General features: G+C 35.6%; 12 protein-coding genes and 2 tRNA genes. 5 read left to right on the forward strand and 9 right to left on the reverse strand.

The window, feature by feature from the left end:
- Positions 1-50: 50 nt before the first annotated feature.
- From QP953_RS11025 to QP953_RS11055, 7 genes are all read right to left on the reverse strand, one after another.
- Complete coding sequence (locus QP953_RS11025; RefSeq protein ID WP_309555043.1) at positions 51-1,661, reverse strand: NAD(P)/FAD-dependent oxidoreductase; 1,611 nt, start codon at positions 1,659-1,661, stop codon at positions 51-53.
- Positions 1,662-1,894: 233 nt separating this feature from the next.
- Positions 1,895-2,557 (reverse strand): hypothetical protein, encoded by a 663-nt coding sequence (locus tag QP953_RS11030; protein WP_052591942.1) that lies wholly within the window; start codon positions 2,555-2,557, stop codon positions 1,895-1,897.
- A 242-nt stretch (positions 2,558-2,799) separates the two neighbouring features.
- Positions 2,800-3,738 (reverse strand): methionyl-tRNA formyltransferase, encoded by a 939-nt coding sequence (gene fmt / locus QP953_RS11035; RefSeq protein ID WP_231512743.1) that lies wholly within the window; start codon positions 3,736-3,738, stop codon positions 2,800-2,802.
- 161 nt (positions 3,739-3,899) lie between these two features.
- On the reverse strand, positions 3,900-4,568 hold the full coding sequence (gene rpe / locus QP953_RS11040; RefSeq protein WP_052591940.1) for a ribulose-phosphate 3-epimerase: 669 nt from the start codon (positions 4,566-4,568) through the stop codon (positions 3,900-3,902).
- Positions 4,569-4,775: 207 nt separating this feature from the next.
- Positions 4,776-5,783 carry a Gfo/Idh/MocA family oxidoreductase gene (locus tag QP953_RS11045; RefSeq protein WP_309555044.1) on the reverse strand — a complete coding sequence of 336 codons (1,008 nt, stop codon included), beginning with the start codon at positions 5,781-5,783 and terminating at the stop codon, positions 4,776-4,778.
- Between the two features lie 9 nt (positions 5,784-5,792).
- The gene (locus tag QP953_RS11050; RefSeq protein WP_052591936.1) at positions 5,793-6,536 is read right to left on the reverse strand and encodes a hypothetical protein; all 744 of its coding nucleotides are present in this window, start codon (positions 6,534-6,536) and stop codon (positions 5,793-5,795) included.
- A complete protein-coding gene (locus QP953_RS11055; protein ID WP_309555045.1) occupies positions 6,529-7,749 on the reverse strand; it encodes an AAA family ATPase in 1,221 nt (406 codons plus the stop codon). The genes QP953_RS11050 and QP953_RS11055 overlap by 8 nt, the downstream gene beginning before the upstream one ends.
- Before the next feature lie 170 nt (positions 7,750-7,919).
- On the opposite strand from QP953_RS11055, the gene QP953_RS11060 reads away from it, so the two are divergent.
- The 5 genes from QP953_RS11060 to QP953_RS11080 all read left to right on the forward strand — a co-directional run bounded on the left by QP953_RS11060 (position 7,920) and on the right by QP953_RS11080 (position 13,632).
- Positions 7,920-11,237, forward strand: coding sequence for an AAA family ATPase (locus tag QP953_RS11060; protein ID WP_309555046.1), 3,318 nt, complete (start codon positions 7,920-7,922; stop codon positions 11,235-11,237).
- Positions 11,238-11,393: 156 nt separating this feature from the next.
- Positions 11,394-11,467, forward strand: a tRNA-Asp gene (locus tag QP953_RS11065).
- Positions 11,468-11,507: 40 nt separating this feature from the next.
- Positions 11,508-11,581: transfer RNA gene (locus QP953_RS11070), tRNA-Asp, on the forward strand.
- A 575-nt stretch (positions 11,582-12,156) separates the two neighbouring features.
- Positions 12,157-13,050 carry a hypothetical protein gene (locus QP953_RS11075; protein WP_309555047.1) on the forward strand — a complete coding sequence of 298 codons (894 nt, stop codon included), beginning with the start codon at positions 12,157-12,159 and terminating at the stop codon, positions 13,048-13,050.
- Positions 13,051-13,233: 183 nt separating this feature from the next.
- Positions 13,234-13,632 (forward strand): hypothetical protein, encoded by a 399-nt coding sequence (locus QP953_RS11080; RefSeq protein WP_052591905.1) that lies wholly within the window; start codon positions 13,234-13,236, stop codon positions 13,630-13,632.
- 91 nt (positions 13,633-13,723) lie between these two features.
- Here the strand turns inward: QP953_RS11080 and QP953_RS11085 are convergent, their stop codons facing one another.
- A complete protein-coding gene (locus QP953_RS11085; protein WP_309555049.1) occupies positions 13,724-14,608 on the reverse strand; it encodes a T9SS type A sorting domain-containing protein in 885 nt (294 codons plus the stop codon).
- Between the two features lie 238 nt (positions 14,609-14,846).
- Positions 14,847-17,963 (reverse strand): leucine-rich repeat domain-containing protein, encoded by a 3,117-nt coding sequence (locus QP953_RS11090; RefSeq protein ID WP_309555050.1) that lies wholly within the window; start codon positions 17,961-17,963, stop codon positions 14,847-14,849.
- Positions 17,964-17,982 lie beyond the last annotated feature (19 nt).

The following is a 17,982-nucleotide window of genomic DNA, read 5'->3' on the forward strand; positions in this document are numbered from 1 at the left end:
AAATAGACAATCGCTGTTGATAATTCAAAGAACGAAATCAAGGTATTAAACTAAGTGTAAATTTTCATAGATTTACCTTGTTTTTTTCGTTGTTGATTATCCATTTTTATTTTAGGAATAAGCGAAATGGCTCCTAGTTTACTTCCAATTTTAGCAGCCGAAATAACACCACCAAAAGCAGCACCAGAAACTCCCATAATCATCACATCGGCACCACTTAGGTAAAGGTTAGGAATAGAAGTTTGAGCGTTGAGACAGGTTAAATCAAAGCGTTGTTTACTTAAATCCAAACCATACATGGCACCTTTAGGACGCTGCGTAAACTTTTTTAAACTTAAAGGAGAAGAAACCTCAATATAGTCTATCATATCCTTAAAACCAGAGAAACGTTTTTCTACAAAAGAGATATAACGTTCGGCAACCATTTTTTTGTAATCCTCGTATGCTTCGCCTCTGTTTTGCCAGTCAGTATGTTGCCATTGTTCAAACGTTTTGTACTGAGTAAAGGCAACAATTTCGGCAGTATGTGCTTTTCTAGAAGGGTCTTTGAGAGAAGGAAAAGAAAGAAAGCAAAATTGAGCAGGATTTTTTGCAATGTCTTCGTTTTTGACAAAATCATTGTGATTATAATGATTAAACAACCAAAAATTTCCCCCTGTAACGCCTAATTTCTCTTTTGGATTTTCTTTTAATCCTAAATAAATAGTCATTGCTGTATGTCCAGACTGTATCTGTTCTATCTCTGGGTGGATGGGATTCCGAAGTAATTTTCTAAAGGTATTTTTAGCGCCTATACTCGAAACAATATTGTCTGCATAGACTGTCTTTTCAACCCATTTTCCCTGCTCTTTGATCCGATAAGTACAACCTATGGCTTGACCATTTTCGATCAAAATTTCATTGACAGAAGCATTGCACAAACATCTCCCGCCTGCCGCTTCAATGGTTGGAACAACAGATTGAGCAATGGTTTTGGAGCCGCCTTTGGGATAAAATCCCCCAATACTATAATGATTAACAATCATACAATGTCCCCACAGTATACTCTCGTTTGGAATGGTAGCATAATCCCCCCATTGAGAAGTTAGCAAAGCCTTTAGTTTGGGATCTTTGAAGTTTTTATCTAAATAATGCTGTGTAGTCTGCATGAAAAATCCTTCCTGAGACTTTTTAAGCAATGCCATTATCCAACTTAACGGACGAGGAAGGGTTTCTTTTAAGAACCAAAAAGCAGCCCAGTTAGCAGCTGATTTTACATGCTTAAAAAAACGTAAAATAGCTTTCTTTTCTTTTGGGAAAAGCGTACAAAGGTCTTTTTTATACTGCTCTAAGTCTGAACTGACACCAAATCGAAAGTCAGGATACCAAAATGTATCAAAGGGATCTTTAATTTTTTCCCATTCCAGTTGACCATTGCTAATATAATCATAGACCTCTGTCATTAAATCTCCTTGCTGTAAAAAACCGATATAGTGTACCCCAACATCCCAGCTATAAGTATTGGAGGCTGTTTTTCGCTCAAATTCATGCGTTAAACCTCCTAATGTCCAATGTTGTTCCAAGACCAAGACTTTTTTATGATAAGCTTTGGCTAGTAGGGCGGCGGTGGTTAGTCCTCCAATTCCAGAACCAATCACGATGGTATCGTATTTATTTTTCATTCGTTTGTCTTATTTCAATAGTAGTGATAGTTACGTTAACACGATCTTAAACAGAGCAGTGCTTCTTAAACAATAGTTAGCTGCGCTGCTACTACGTGGTCGTTGAAACCACAAAGTAGCAATGCCGTTAACTACTATCTTAAAAGTAACTAGTTTTTGAATTACAACAAAAAAGAAAGCCATTCCGAAAGCTTCAGAATGGCTGTAATTATATTAACTTGTTTTATAGATTACTATAAATTATCTTCTACCACAACAACATCTTTAAGTTGATAAGGCAATTTTAAGAAATCTGTGGTGTTAAATTCTAAGCGACCTCTAATTTTAATTTTACGTTCTGTATAGGAGATAGGTTTTTTAGGAAATGCCTCCATAACAGATTCCGCCCCTGCGCCACCGCAGAAGAAACAAGAAGCTAAAGGAAAAGCCGAGAACATAAATTGTTGTCCATCGTCATCCAAATCAGCCATTGCATCCGCAGCAATATCATGAGGAATAATAAAACCTTCTACTTCAATTATCTTTCCTTCGTATTGGCGAACTCTTTTTGAAATTTTAGGTTCAAAAATAACATCGTCAACACTTTCATCAAAACGAATATCGAATTTTAAGGTTAGCAAATCTTCCCAAGGACCTACAGGTTCCATTTCCTTTTCGACAACAAATTTGCCATCCATAGGATGGTCAAAAACTTCACCTAAATTGGCAGAACTATATCCTTCTGCATATTCGGTTGTTGATTCTCCAACACCACGAGTAGCAGCAACAAGATTTTCTCGATCTATTAAGTCCTTGTCATTGGATTCATTACTACTGAACATTCCTTTGAATAGATTAGGACGTAGACAAACCAATAAACTTAATAAGATTATAAAAAAGCCTATTTTCTTAATCATGTTTTCTTTTTTATTTGAACAAAACACTTTGTAAATGCAAACTCTATTCCTAAAAAAGAGTCGTTCCCTTCATTTACAAGGTTACTTTCTAACATGGTTTTAGAAATCTAAAGTATTCCTATCAAATTTCAAACTATTATAAATATAGTATTTTTTCGTTTTAAAGCAACATTTAGATAACTACAAAGATACATTTTCTGTTGTATAAGCCTAAAGGCTTCACTTTTTTTTAACAATTAGCTTTAAATACTAGATGTTGTTATAGTGTTATCTTGTATGGTATAACCATTTAGAAAGCTTTTGATATCCATGCGTTTGCGTTTGGTTAGTTGGACATCTAGTAAGTTGACATAACCATCTTGAGTTGCTACTTTTAAGAATTTTTTACCATCTGTTTTAAGAGTGCCTGGTGGATAATTGTGTGTAGTGGTTTCTTTTTGAGTTTTAAAAATTTTCAATTTTTCACCGTCTAAAGTTGTCCAAGCAGTAGGGAAGGGGCTCATACCGCGAATAAAGTTGTGTACCGCTTCTGTGGTTTGATCAAAGTTGATGTTACAGTCTTGATGAAAAATTTTAGGTGCATGGCAAACTTGGCTATTGTCCTGTGGTTGTAATTGATAATTACCGTTCTCAATGGTCTGAACGCTTTTTAGCATCAAATCAGCTCCAATTACTTTTAAGCGATTGTATAACTCACCTGTTGTTTCATTTTCTCCAATTTCTGTTTTGGCTTGAAAGAGCAAATCGCCCGTGTCGATTTCATGTTGCAACAAGAAGGTTGTTACACCAGTTTCTTTTTCACCGTTTACAACAGCCCAATGAATGGGAGCTGCTCCGCGATATTTAGGTAATAAAGAACCATGCAAATTCATCGTTCCCAAAGGAGGCATATCCCAGACAGCTTCAGGCAACATACGAAAGGCAACCACGATTTGCAAATCGGCTTTTAAGGCACGCAATTCAGCTTGAAATTCAGGACTTTTTAAGTTTTTAGGTTGTAAGATATGGAGCCCTTTTTCTACAGCATACTTTTTGACATCAGATTCTAGCAACTTCTTATTGCCACGACCGCCCCATTTGTCTGTTGCCGTAATAACGCCTACAATATCGTAGCCATTTTTTAATAAAATATCTAAAGAAGGAACCGCAAAATCAGGCGTTCCCATAAAAACAATTCTCATGTAGATTCTATTTATGCCCTCCAATTACCATAGTATAGCAACAGAGATGGGCAAATTATTACTAAAATACACTTGTGTTGAGTTAGTAGTTAGCTGAGCTGCTACTTCGTGGTCGTTGATTACTTCGTGAGCTCGTGAGCGCAGCTAACTATTGTTGAGTATTAGATGATTTTTTCAACGCCCACTTGTTTTAGGCGATTGATCATATCCTTTGGATCTTCGGCTTTGAAAACAGCAGAACCCGCTACCAATACATCAGCACCCGCTTGCAATAAAACTTCTGCGTTTTGCAACCCCACACCACCATCAATCTCAATTTTGGTATTTAAGTTTCGAGTGATAATTTCAGCTTTTAAATCTCGTACTTTTTGCAACGTCGAATAAATGAACTTTTGCCCTCCAAACCCAGGGTTTACAGACATCAAGCAAACCAAATCAATTTCTTCTAAGATGTCAAACAATAGGTCTACTCTAGTATGTGGGTTTAAGGCAACACCAGCTTTAGCTCCTGTTGCTTTAATCTGTTGCATCGCACGATGCAAGTGGTTGGTTGCTTCGTAGTGAATGGTAATAATATCGGCTCCAGCGGCAGCAAATTCTTCAACATATTTTTCTGGTTCCTCAATCATCAAATGACAATCCATTACTTTGTCTGTTAAAGGTTTGATGGCTTTTAGGACAGGGAATCCAAAAGAAATATTGGGCACAAAACGACCATCCATGACATCTACGTGTACCCAGTCGGCATTGCTCTCGTGTAACATTTGGATGTCTCTTCCCATGTTGGCAAAATCAGCAGCTAGAATTGAAGGTGCAATTAAGTGTTTCATTGTTGTTGTCTATTTTTTGAAAATGAGTTTGAAGTCAAAAGTAACTTGATTAAGATTCTTCAAACTGTAGGAAATGTATGGTATGGCACAAAAATAATAGAATCCCCTAAGAATAGGTAAGAACTCAAAATTATTATTAAACATTTTGTTCTTCTGCTTATGGTTTCAACGAATTCTATTTTCTTAAAGGAAAGAAAAGTAATGTTCTTAAAATAGTTTATGTTGATTTTGGTTGGTTGTAATTCGATTTTGATGATGTTCAATCTCTTGCATGATCCAATAAGCTAATTGCAAGGCTTTTAACCCATCTTCTAAGGCGACTTTTGTTGGTTGGTTGCTAAGAATGCTATTGGCAAAGGACTCTAATTCCATTTTAATAGCATTGTTGGGCTTGGCTTCAGGCATATCTAATTCAATATAGCGTTTACCAATACTGGTATCCAATTCCATGCAATTGTCTTTACCTGTTGGAATTTGCTCGTGAATGCGCACCACTTCTGTTTGTTTGTTTAGAAAATCCAAACTCAGATAGGCATCGGATTGAAAAACTCTCAATTTGCGCATATTTTTCATAGAAATACGGCTGGCTGTAATATTGACAATGGCGCCATTTTTGAATTCTATTCGAGCATTGGCAATATCTGCCGAAGAACTAACAATAGCAACGCCACTCGCTTGGACAGAATGAACTTCGTGAGGAATTAATTTTAAAATAATATCCAAGTCGTGAATCATTAAATCCAATACAACAGAGACGTCTGTTCCTCTAGGATTAAACAAGGCCAACCGATGCGCTTCTACAAACATAGGATTTAAGTTCTTATCTTCGATGGCTAACAAGGCAGGATTAAAACGCTCTACGTGTCCTACTTGTGCTTTGATGGGTTGGTTTTGCACCAATGCGCAGAGTTCTTGTGCTTCTTGAAGCGTATGGGTAATTGGTTTTTCGATAAAAAAATGCTTGCCAGCAGCAACAACTTTTTTTGCCAACTCAAAATGGGTAATGGTTGGCGTTACAATGTCTACTACATCTACTGCTTCGATCAAGGCTTCAACCGATTCAAAAGCTTGAACATTCTGTTCTGTCGCTATCTTGGAGGTTAACTTTTGGTCTATGTCAAATAAGCCAACTAACTCGTATTGGTCAATCATTTGAATGCATTTGACATGAATTTTACCTAAATGACCTAGTCCTAAGACGCCTATTTTGAGCATGTTTTTGGTTTATTTTAAATCTAAAGCACAAGATTTTGCCAAGTCTTCTAATTCTTGAAATGTAGGTGCCCAGAGATTGTGTTTTATAAAAATTGCTTTGGTTTGTTGATAAGAATCCTCATGGAGTAGAATGGTTGCTTTGGTAGCACTGAAAACAGTACTAGGAATGCAACGTTTCATGATTTTGGATAAATGAGAAGTCAGCCGTCCTTTTTGGCTATATAGTCCTTTTTCAAAACGTTCCGCTTTATCTAAGATTTCTTCTAATTCAAAAATAAGTTCTTTACCCAAGGCATAACGAACATCGACCAATCTATCATCATCGTTAAGGTTGATTTTACGAATGGTTTCCTTTCCTAAATCTGTCTTACCATAAAGTCGATATAGTTTAAAAGAAAGCTCGTCTTGAGGATTGTCAATAGCAGGATGGATTAAAGGTGTCTCCACAACATCATGGTCGTTTTTTGTGGTGTTGCAACGTTGACAACAAGGAAGTAAATTTTCCCAATCTAGTACTTTGTCTTCAAATTTATCTTTATGATAAAAGTGCTCTACTTGCATATAGTTACTTGCTTGAACAACATCACATTCGCAGTAACAACATTTGTTGTTAGACATTTTTAGAAGTGCTTGTTTAATATCTTTTCGTTTCCAAACTGCCTTTTTTTTATTTTGTTTGAATAAATCGGTTAACTCTTTTACAAGGGCATCTGTTAATCCAATAGGTCTAGGTTCAAAGGTTAATTTAATCATTACTTAAAGATGCCATTTGGAGTTTTAACAATTCTAATTTTGCACTTTGGGGGTTTAAAATCTGTTTTAATTCTTCAAAAGCTATATTTGCTAGCTGATAATTATCTTCGTCTAAACCTTCATTGAATCTTGATAAAAGTTCTAAGTATTTATCGGAACGAATTTTTGCTCCCATCCCCATCAAATCAGATAGAATTTCTTCTATTGTCCAACCTTGAAAGTTGGTTTCTTTGGGCTGATAAATACTTACTTCATCTGTTTCCTCATTCTTTTGCAAGACCACCACATTAATATCATCTGAAGATTGAATTACTAAAGGGCTGTGAGCAGTAACAATGAATTGCGTTTTAGGAAACTTATCTCTCAAAAAAGATACAATTTTACGTTGCCATTCGGGGTGCAAATGCAAATCAATTTCATCAACCAAAACAATAGCTGGTTCCGCCAATGGATTGTCGCTAGTAGGATAACGGTCAAACATACGTTTGGCAAAGTCTACGACCCAAGTGACCAAACTTTGGTATCCCGAACCCAATTGATTCACTAGAACTCTTTCGCCTCCTTTGGTGACGAAGTGGACGCGCCTATTTCCGTTTCCACCAATTTCTATGTTGGTAATATCGGGTAAAATGGAAACTAGTGTATGGGTAATTTGAGTTAAATTTTGTTCTGCTTTTTTATCTCCATTTAGAGCATCAAATTTTGTCCCTAAAAACCATTCTTCTGCGTTGATAATGGATTCTATGTCATCTTTAAATAAGGACTCTGCTCGATCATTGAGTTGGTATTCTATAAATGTACTTTTGCCTTGTTTCCGTTGGGTGCTGTATGCGTCAATAAGTAGGAGAGAATTGTTATCGTTATTGAGGAGGGCATTCAATTCGGATGTTTGGTGACTAGTATAATCTTTAATACGTCGAAATGCATGATTATTTAATCTTATATTAATTGAATAATTGACAATGTTAATAGCATTGTGTTTATGAGTAAGAAAGCTAGAACTGTTGGGGTTTTCTTGATCATTATAAATAGCCAAACACTTCAAAAGCGTAGTCTTCCCTGTATTATTATTTCCCAAAATAACCGTCCACATAGCAGGATTATCATCATTGTCTGTAAGGTCAATGGTTTGTTCTGATTTAAAACAATGGATGCCCTCAATCGTCAATGATTTAAAATAAACGGCGGGTGAATATTGTTCTTCTTGCTTCATTTTTTGCATATAATTTGAATCCCAAGATACACATTCCAAAAAATAAAACCCACCAATCCATCTACGATTTTAAAATAAAAAACAAAAAGCCTATTTTGTAGTTTCAAAGACCAGTTATAAGAAGGGAAACATAAGATAAGACCCAAACAACCAAAAAAGAAGCAGCATACATGAGCCAAGTAACGGTAACAGTACCCGTAATGGTACAACATTTAGAGATTAACAAACAACAACAATATCATATTGCCCCTATTTTTTTTCCAAATCCTGTTGCCGTCAATCGGCGTTATGAGGAAGCCGTCTCACTGTTTAAGAAAGAAGTGCGAGATCATTTTAAAGGCTTAAAAATTGGGCGTTCCAATGCTGATTATTTGTTGTGGTATATGTTTAGCCCTAAGATGCAACACAAGGTGCTAAAAATGAATTTTGTAGCAGGCAAACAATCGGTAAACGGTTCTTTTAGTATCATTTATTTTCAGCTACAAGAAAAGACATTTGTGTGCTTGCCTAGTTTTAATTCTTTTGTTTTTGTCATGGAAGAAGCTGAAAACAGCTTTAAAGACATTAGCATCCAAACACAATTGGTGATTGAAAAGCTGTTGCGGATTTACAAAAAAAATGCTGGATTGACTACGTTGGATATGGATCCCTACTATGCCAGTAAAGGAGAGTTTGTGACTACCTTGGAATTTAAGGTGAATGTGGCGCATAACAACTTTCGATTTGAGAGCAGTGCGGACGATTGGATGTTTGCCTTTTTTGGAGGGCAGGAAGATTTTGACGGTGCCGAAGAAGTTGGAAAGGTTGGCGTAAATTTAAACGAATTGTATCCAGTTGGTTTGAAACGGGCTTTTCAGAGAGAAGAATTGGTGCAGCAGTTGTCAGGGATTGTTTATCAACAAGAGAATACACCGATTGTATTGGTAGGAGAGGAAGGCGTTGGCAAACATAGCTTGATTCACGAAATTGTCTATCGTTTCTGCAAGACATGGGATAAGCCAGATACAGAAAAAATGACTAGGCTTTGGCATATTGACCCTACTCGTATTATTGCAGGAATGAGTGTGGTTGGTATGTGGCAGAAGCGTTTTGAGGCAATATTGCAACACCTTAAAACTCGTCAAAAAGGAAAAAAAACAGACAAAATCCTAATCAACAATGTGGTAGCAATGCTCCGTATTGGCAAGTCGTCACAAAACAGCATGACTTTGAGTGATGTTTTGAAACCTTATCTGGAAAAACGCTTGTTGCAAGTTATTCTGATTGCAACACCAGAGGAATGGAAAATTATACAGGAGAAAGATCGTCGGTTTACAGATTTGTTTCAAGTAATACGGATTCAACAACCAACCTTAGAAACAGCGGTTAAAATGGTTTTGGAAGAACGCAAACGCTTGGAATTACAACACCAATGTACCATTTCAATCCCAGCAGTTCGGCAATTATTTACCATTCATAGAAACTATTTTAAGCGCAAGGCCTTACCTGGTTCTGTTTCAAAACTGTTGACACAATTGGCGGTTAAATATAGTATGCAAACGGTTGATGTAGAACAGGCACAAGAGGAATTCGAGATGTATAGTGGTTTGAGTAGCCAAATTTTTGACATGGGGTACACGTTTGAAGAAAATGAGGTGCGCCAACATATTGAGGCCTCATTGGTTGGTCAAAAAAATGCTGTAGATTGTTTGACCAATGTGATTCACACCATCAAAGCCAAATTAAATGATCCTAACAAACCCTTGGGCTCCTTCCTGTTTATTGGTCCGACAGGAGTTGGTAAAACGGAAGCGGCTAAAATTATCTGTGAATATTTGTTGGGAGATGCTAAAAAGTTGATGCGTTTTGATATGAACGAGTATATTGACGAAATGGCTTTGTCTCGTTTGATTGGCGATTATTATAATCCAGAAGGACAGTTGACAGGAAAAATTCGTTATAATCCTTTTGGGGTAGTTTTGTTTGATGAAATAGAGAAGGCACATCCTAAGATTCATGATTTACTCCTGCAAGTTCTAGATGATGGTCGTTTGACAGATGCTTTGGGGCGAACGGTTGATTTTGGAAATACCATTATTATTATGACCTCTAATATTGGAGCGTCAGATGTAGACAATCAACTTGGCTTTCAAACTCAAAAAAGTACGGATGATGCTATTTATAGGAAAGCGGTAGAGAATTTTTTCCGACCTGAGTTCATTAATCGAATTGATAAAACAGTTATTTTTAACGCTTTAGAGCTAGAGCATATTTTAGGAATTGCCAAACTGCAAATTCAGAATTTGTTAAGTCGAGATGGTTTTGTGCGGCGGACAACTATTTTGAATATTTCAGACGATGCTCTAGAGTGGGTGGCTAGACGTGGGTTTAATGCTAAAATGGGAGGGCGTGCTTTGAAACGTCAAATAGAAAAGGATTTAACCGCTTTTTCGGCAGAGCAATTAATTAAAACAACTTCTGACCAACCTGTCATTTTTGATATTAAGCTGAAAAATGGAACCTTATACCCCAAGATTGAAGTACTTGATTTTGTCAACCCCTTACAAGAAAACTTTTTACCTCCAATCCCTACCGAGAATCAATTAAAGCGGTTTTATGGTTTTCTGATTGAAGAAATTGAATCCATAGAAGATCGTTTGGCCGTCTTAGATGCTGAAGAGGATTATGTAATTGATATGAATGAAGGGGATGATTTGGACTGGCAATATTATGACTTAAAAAATCAGTTGGCAGAGAAAAAGGAGGATGCGAATAGAATGTTGTTAGGAGTGAGAAGCAAGTATTTGGATCATATCGTATCTACTTCTCTACGCTTAAAAAGTGCTGGAACAAGTAGTATTATTTATAAACGAGATACGACTAAAATTGATAAAATTTTACTCAAAGAGCAATTGTTTCAAAAAAGCGCGTTGGAAGAGTTGCGTTATGTTTATCAAAATGCTCCTGAGCAATTCGATCGCCAACAGTCGGTGTACTTGACCGATTATTTTGATGTAGCTTTTCTAAAAGTAAAGGTAGAGCATTTGGAACGAGAACAATTGGATAAGCTAGAAATTGAAATTCGCTCAACGATTAGCAATCAAGGGCAGGAAGAAATAAAATATTTAAAACGAGTTTACAAAGCAATTTTTGAAGAACTAGGATTGTCTTTTAAGTTGATTGATGCTGTTTTTTATATCGAAGGTTATGGGGCACACCAATTGTTAATTGCAGAGGCGGGGTATCACTTGTTTTATCGCTCGCATCAAAATCCGTTGCCTATACAGGTAGAAATTCGACGATCGGAAGAAAAGAAGGTGGAACTAGGAACTAATTTTGTAGTACGGTTGTATGATATATCGTTGGGAGAGGAGCACAAGGCTTCTACCATTACTGATTTGAGAACAGGATATACCAATCAAGCACGAATCACAGCGAACGAATATAAGCTGTTTTTGTACGCATCTTTGCTTCTTGAAAAAAAAACAGAAAAAAAAGTTTCTTCTTAAATACTTGATTATGTAGTGACTAGGTTTTTGTGCAAAAAAAACTTTAAAAAAACTTTAAAAAATACTGCTCAAATATTTGCAAGTACTGATTTTTGCCCTATATTTGCATCGCACTAGTTACAAGACATGCTTGTAATCGCAACAAAATAAAGAGTTGGTCTGGTAGTTCAGTTGGTTAGAATACCTGCCTGTCACGCAGGGGGTCGCGGGTTCGAGTCCCGTCCAGACCGCAACTTTTACAATAAAATACAAAGTGAGTTTACTCATTTTGGTCTGGTAGTTCAGTTGGTTAGAATACCTGCCTGTCACGCAGGGGGTCGCGGGTTCGAGTCCCGTCCAGACCGCAAAGCGCTTCAATAATCTTATTGAAGCGCTTTTTTTATGTTATGATAAAAATCTTCCAATAAGCAATATACGTTGTCTTTTTACAGCTAAAAGAAGTCTGTTAGGTTCGATACTAAAGCAATAAAAAATTAGCATCAAAATTTTACCTTTTGAGGTGGTATCTTTTGGTATTATTTTTCGTTATTATATTATTACTGTAGTTTGCTATGCCTATGAGATCGCTAGCTTACTTTGTAAAGTATCCTAGTAAAAACTATTTAAAATTAATACTTCGTTGATTATTATTCGCTGCGTTCGTTTGGGGCATAGAAATACCATGCAGTAAACTAATACGATTTTTCAACGGAGTAATGTTAAATTAATACTCCGTTGATTATTCCCTCTGGTCATGAGGGCGCAAGCTTAGTTTTTTAGTTTTTCTATAAAAAACATAAAAAAACATCTTGCATTAGTTTGATTATTAGTCTTTTAGTGTAAAGGTTAACAGTGATTCATCTTACTGATAATTAACTGCGAAGCACTCATACAGTAAACTAATACGATTTTTCAACGGAGTAGCGTTAAATCTAAATCCATGAAAACTATCCTAAGTGTTATCTTATGCTGTCTTTCTTTTTTGTCATTTGCACAAAATACTGAGTGCGATTCTCTCTTTAGTCGTAGTATTGCACTTTATAACGATGAAAAAATAGATTCTTCGTTAAGCTATTGGTTGCAGATTGTTCATACATTTTCAGATACTTCGTCTTGTTATAAGAATAGTTTACATAATATTCCTTTGGTTTATGAGCAACTTGAAGACTTTGAAAATGCCAAATTATGGATTACAAAAATTTTAGAAAAAGATTTAAATAATTTTGATCCAGGAACAGGAATTATGGAACCCTATGCGAACTATCATCATAATGCTTGTATGCAAATGGCTCGAATTTTATCCAAGGAAAAGAAATATGAGGAAGGTTTAAATTATCTGCTTTGGGCAGAAACCAAGTATCCTTATGAAACTTTCAGTGCAACTTCTTTTGAGAAAAGGGCGGTTTCTATTGCTATGTGGAAAGCAGAGTTTTATTTGGAGAATAACCAAAAAGAAAAAGCGATCTGGGTTTTGGTAAACAAGGCTATTGACGTAGATGTATTTTTTAGGAAACCTGATTGGGGAGGCTTTACGAGTGTTGATTTTTATTCTAGAATTAGCCAAAGAGCATTGGACTTAATTGATGAAGTATATGGCTTTGATAGCTTTAAAGAGGCTTTTAATGAAGCTTTGCAAAAGGTAAAAACAGAAAGAGCTTTTATTGAGAAGAATGGTAAACAGACAAAAGCAAAAATCGGAATGTTTATTCTTTATGGCAACTCCTATAGATTGGGATCTTCAGATAAAAAATTTAATGCTGTAAAATTTAAAAAACAGATTCAAAATACTAGGTTTTGGACTATGTTAAAAGAAAAAGAAAGTGCTAAAAGTTAATCTATAAGTGCAAATTAAGGACTCGTTTATTGAATTTTAAGACACATACACAGCAGTTTTTTTTGAAAAAAAATAAAAAAGTGTTAAATTGATAAGCATTTGATACTTATCGTACAACGTCCTATGTGTCGGAAGTATAATGATAATGTTCTTTTTTAGTCCCTAAGTTTAAAAGATTCATATATGTACAACGTAGAACAAAAAGATTATGGCGTAAAGTTAACATTCGCAGGTTTTTTAAGAGAAACGGAAATGAAAGCATGGCAAAGCGAAATGTTGACTTTATTAGACGAACTGCCTCCCTCTTTTGGTATGCTCATTGATATGATAGAAATGACCGCTATGCCAGCCAAAAGCCAAGAAATACTAATGGCTACTCAAAAGAAATTTAAACCTAGAATTAGTCGCTCTGCTACAATTACTAATTCGGTAATTACAGACATGCAATCCAAACGCATATGCACCAAAACTGGTGTTATTAATACCAAAATATTTATCAATGCTTCGGAAACACCTGATTGGGAAGAAAAAGCTATTGATTGGATTGAAAATGGAGTCTATCCAAGTGCAGAAGGTGCATAGTAGTTGTAGAAATTTTAGAAGAATTTTGCGCATCAAATTATAACTGCTCACTTCTAAAAAAAGTGAGCAGTTAAATCAATTGTTCTAATGGTTAGATTTTGATTAATTTATAGGTGAGTGTTTGTTGAGGAGATTGGATCTTTAACCAGTAGATTCCTCTAGAGTAGTCGCTTAAATTTAATTCGATGAATTGCCCGTTTAAATACTGACTTTTTAATAATACTCCATTAGTGTGATAAAGTTGTATATCGAAATCATTTTGATTGAGAGCGTCGATGCGAATCGAAATTTTTTCAGAACTCGGATTAGGGTATATTTGAACTTTTACAAGACTATTTTCTTCTTGAACTTTGGAAGTCGTATTGAACACAGAGCAAGAATAACCAGGAGTAACGATTAATTGCTCTCCTTGTTTTTCATAGCAAAGCAAACGAGTACTGCCTCCAACAAGCTGGCAAAGACCACCTATTGGCTCAGAAACAGCTCCGATGCCTTCAATGTATGAATTCATGTCAGAATAAGTTGAAAAATTCCATCTTCTTAAAGGAGTTGTACCTAAAAAGACAGTGTCAATAAAAGCAACAGTATCAGTACAATAATGGGTTATAGTGTCTCCAATCAACTTCGTGAAGTCATATAACAAGGATTCTTGCCCAGAGAGTTGGTAACTATAAAACTTGTTATTATCTTCTCGAATCAAGCCATAAAAACTTTTAGGAACTAAACTTGTAGTCGTACCTCCTGTCCAGTTATTGGTAGAATCTATTCCATGTTGATAAAGTTTGTAGTAAACTTTAGATTGAATTGTTGTATCTCCATCAATACTAATTGTGATATATTCTTTGTATGCTCCAAGAGAATTATGCCCATTTCTTAGAATTTTCCATGTTGAAGTGCTATCTAATTGTTGTTGTGAAAAAGCTGATTGGGAACAGCATAAAACCATTAATAAAGTTATTATTGTTAGAGTTTTCATAGCGTGGCATTATTATATTAAAAAATACTCTACTAAAAAAAGCATTTTAAAATAATATTCAAAATACAGGGAAAGGCATTTATCAAAAAAAAAAAGATAAAAAAAATATTACTTTGCTGTTAAGTTGTTGATTTTTAATGAATAATAGTTGTTATCTGAGGAAGACTATCAGTATTGTTACTCTTGTTTGTGTTATTGTTAAGTATTCTAATAGTGGCTTTAAAAGAGGGAACAACAGCTAAAAGTAAATTTTTACATTGGGCAAGGAATGTTGTAATGATCTCTTTTGTTGTATGTCAATAGGATTATCTTTTAAATTTAGATAGCGTAGCTTTTTTAGTTTTTTAATGCTTGTAGGCAAGGATGTTAATTGATTGTCGTCTAAATACAAATATTCCAAGTTAGAGAGACTGCCTATTTGTTCTGGCAATGTATTTAGTTGGTTACAAGCCAAACTTAACCTTCTCATTTCTTTTAGATCAAATAGCGAGTTGGGCACTTCTTTTAACTCATTGTAACTTAACCACAAGGTTTGTAAATTTTTTAATAGACCAATATTGTTAATGATTGAGTTTATAGAGTCTTTTTGTAATCCGCTGATATAGAATTCTTTTAAGTCGGGGGGGAGTGACTGCAAAATATCTGCGGAACTCTTTAAATTTTGATTAAAACTAAGAATTAGTTTGTTTAACTTTGTCAATTGAGCAATCTCAGGGGGAATGGTTTCTAAACCATTGCCTGTCCAATCTAGAGAACGTAGGTTTTTTAGTGTGAAAATTTCATTAGGGATTATATTCAAACCAGAGAAATTAAGTCGAAGTTCTTTTAGGTTGCCTAGTTTATACAAGTTTTCGGGCAGTCGGAGGATATGGTTGCCCGTTAAATCCAAGGATTCCAACTGTTGCATTTTTAGTAAAAAAGCAGGGAAGGTAGTTAAGCCAAGGTTGCCTAAAGCTAGCTTCTTTAAATGAGGCAACTGAACAATATTAGTAGAATAAGACTGAATAGGATTGCCTGAAAAATCTAATTCTTGTATGTTTTGTAATTCAATAATTCTATCTGGGATAGCATCTAGTTGATTATAACTAAAACTTATAGTTGAGAGCGAAGGCAGTTGGTATATTGCTTCGGGAATTTGAGTGAATTGATTACTGTTGAGGTATAGGCTTTTTAAATTGGGAAAATTTCGTAAAACAGAAAGTGGCAAATCTGATAATCCCTGATTCATTAAACTGGATAAGGCATAAACCTGTTGAGGTGTTTTTAATTCTTTGTGTAAAATTTTTCGGACTTTTTTCTCTAGGTTTTTATCTTCCTTTGATACTACTGCAACTTCTTTTTTAGAAGGAGGTAAGTCTGTTTTGATGGTATCAAATTTTAGAGTAGTATTGGGAAGTAATTCTTGTAGAGCAGTGATGGCATCTTTTGTTAATGGATTGCCTGTTAAATCCAACTGAGTCAATTGCTTTAATGCCCCTAATTCATTTGGGATTTTAGAAATATTATTATTAGCTAAAAATAGAACTTTAAGATGGGTTAGGTAGGCAATGTCTGGAAAAATCGTGTGAATATTATTATAAGATAAATTCAAAACCTCTAATTGATCTAATTCGCTAATCTCGTAAGGAATTTCCTTAAAATTATTGTTGGATAAGTAGAGTTGACGAAGATTAATACAATCAGGCAAGTATAGAACGACAAACTCGCTTTGCTCATCCAGTTGTCGATTGGGCAAACTAATCATTTCTAGTTGATCTAGAGCTGTTTTTTTATACCAGTTTTTGGTGTTAAATAACTTTTTTAACTCTTCGTGAGAAAGTGAGGTAGAAAGTTTTTTAGCTAAATCATTTGATTGCTTATCGTCTACTTGGTGTTCCTGAATAGGTTGCGGTGCAATCGAGTTGGAAGCATCAGAAGGTTGTTGTTGGGTCTTGACAGATAGCACTGCTGCTCCAATTTCATAGAGAACATAGAGTCCAATTAGTTGAGCGATCACATCCCCCCATTGTATAGAACCTTGAAATGCTCCTAAAGGGTGTTGGATGTACGGAAGAAAGATAAATAGACTACCAATTGTCATAAACAGAAAACCTGCCCAACTAGAGCTTTTAATCGTTGCTATTTTAGCGAAGAAACCTTTTTTGTTTGCCCAATATAAGAATGAGAGTCCAAGCAATGCAGCGGCAATAATCCAGTAAATCGTGGAGTCTCCATTGCTCGGTTCTAAATCTTTGAGTGCTTGTAGGACGATATAAACTATTAAGCCAATAATTTCTCCGAAAATTAGAACAATTCCCAAAACACCCCAGCCCCAATGTAGCCGAAGCAAGGCAGGAGAAGCCCAAACAAGCAAACCAATGATAATATTGGCTGCTGGACTAGTAGGTTGATACGGAAAAATAACCCATTTACACAGTAAAAAGAATAGAATCATAAAAACCGAAACCCCATCCTGCCATTTTAAATCTAAAGGTTTTCTTTTTTGATTTCCTGTAGAAAAAAAGCTAAAGATAGAAGTGATTCCTCGCCCGATTTCAAATAAAATACGAGGTAGCCGACCAAAGAATTCTATTATAAAGAGTCTGAACCAAGATGGATTTTTATCTTTTGAGGCTTTGGGAGTAGCGGTCACTTCTTTATTAGTAGCATCAGAAACGGCTAGTTCTAGGGTAGGGGTGTCATCAGAACTGGTGATAGGTAGTTCATTATTAACTGATTGAGATTCAATTGTGGGAGGATCTATTGTTACGGTATCTTGTGGTACCTCCTTCGTTGTTGAAGCAGCTGTTGGAGTGCTTGACGTTGTTTTTAAAGGCAAACTAGACCAGTCAATATTGATACTAGAATCAGAATTACCAAGTGTTGCTAAGGGTTGCAAGGGGGCATTGTACTCCAACCAATAGCGTTTTTTCCAGCGATTAATAAGCCATTTGCCAAACAACCACGTTAACATAAGAAACAAGAGCAAGCCTACAATTAGACTGCCTAGTGATGGTAAATCGGTTGTAATTGCTTTGTTTTCCGTGGGAGCAGTGGGGGGAGTGGTTAATATAGTAATTTGAGTAGTATCCTTGATCTCTGTGGTTTGCACGACAAAGTTAGTATCTATTGTTCCGCTGTCTATATTGTGAATGAGGCGAATCTGCGTATCTTGAACATTAGTTGTGGTAACAATAAAGCTATCTTTCTGTAATAATGTATCCCCATTCACTTGATTTAGGCTGTCATTGACAACTAAAAAATCATCTCTATCCCAAACGGAAGGTCGTAAGGGGATTAATAAAAGAACAACTACAAAAAGTAGAAGAATTGTAAGTAGAAATGTGTTATAGTGATTGGGTCGGTATAAGCTCATTCGTTTCGATTAAGAAGTG

This window comes from Aureispira sp. CCB-E (assembly GCF_031326345.1).
GTDB lineage: Bacteria > Bacteroidota > Bacteroidia > Chitinophagales > Saprospiraceae > Aureispira.

Excerpts from the sequence above, each read along its gene's own strand:
- QP953_RS11025 (WP_309555043.1), bottom strand. The coding sequence starts at position 1,661 with ATGAAAAATAAATACGATACCATCGTGATTGGTTCTGGAATTGGAGGA.
- QP953_RS11030 (WP_052591942.1), bottom strand. The coding sequence starts at position 2,557 with ATGATTAAGAAAATAGGCTTTTTTATAATCTTATTAAGTTTATTGGTT.
- fmt (WP_231512743.1), bottom strand. The coding sequence starts at position 3,738 with ATGAGAATTGTTTTTATGGGAACGCCTGATTTTGCGGTTCCTTCTTTA.
- rpe (WP_052591940.1), bottom strand. The coding sequence starts at position 4,568 with ATGAAACACTTAATTGCACCTTCAATTCTAGCTGCTGATTTTGCCAAC.
- QP953_RS11045 (WP_309555044.1), bottom strand. The coding sequence starts at position 5,783 with ATGCTCAAAATAGGCGTCTTAGGACTAGGTCATTTAGGTAAAATTCAT.
- QP953_RS11050 (WP_052591936.1), bottom strand. The coding sequence starts at position 6,536 with ATGATTAAATTAACCTTTGAACCTAGACCTATTGGATTAACAGATGCC.
- QP953_RS11055 (WP_309555045.1), bottom strand. The coding sequence starts at position 7,749 with ATGAAGCAAGAAGAACAATATTCACCCGCCGTTTATTTTAAATCATTG.
- QP953_RS11060 (WP_309555046.1), top strand. The coding sequence starts at position 7,920 with ATGAGCCAAGTAACGGTAACAGTACCCGTAATGGTACAACATTTAGAG.
- QP953_RS11075 (WP_309555047.1), top strand. The coding sequence starts at position 12,157 with ATGAAAACTATCCTAAGTGTTATCTTATGCTGTCTTTCTTTTTTGTCA.
- QP953_RS11080 (WP_052591905.1), top strand. The coding sequence starts at position 13,234 with ATGTACAACGTAGAACAAAAAGATTATGGCGTAAAGTTAACATTCGCA.
- QP953_RS11085 (WP_309555049.1), bottom strand. The coding sequence starts at position 14,608 with ATGAAAACTCTAACAATAATAACTTTATTAATGGTTTTATGCTGTTCC.
- QP953_RS11090 (WP_309555050.1), bottom strand. The coding sequence starts at position 17,963 with ATGAGCTTATACCGACCCAATCACTATAACACATTTCTACTTACAATT.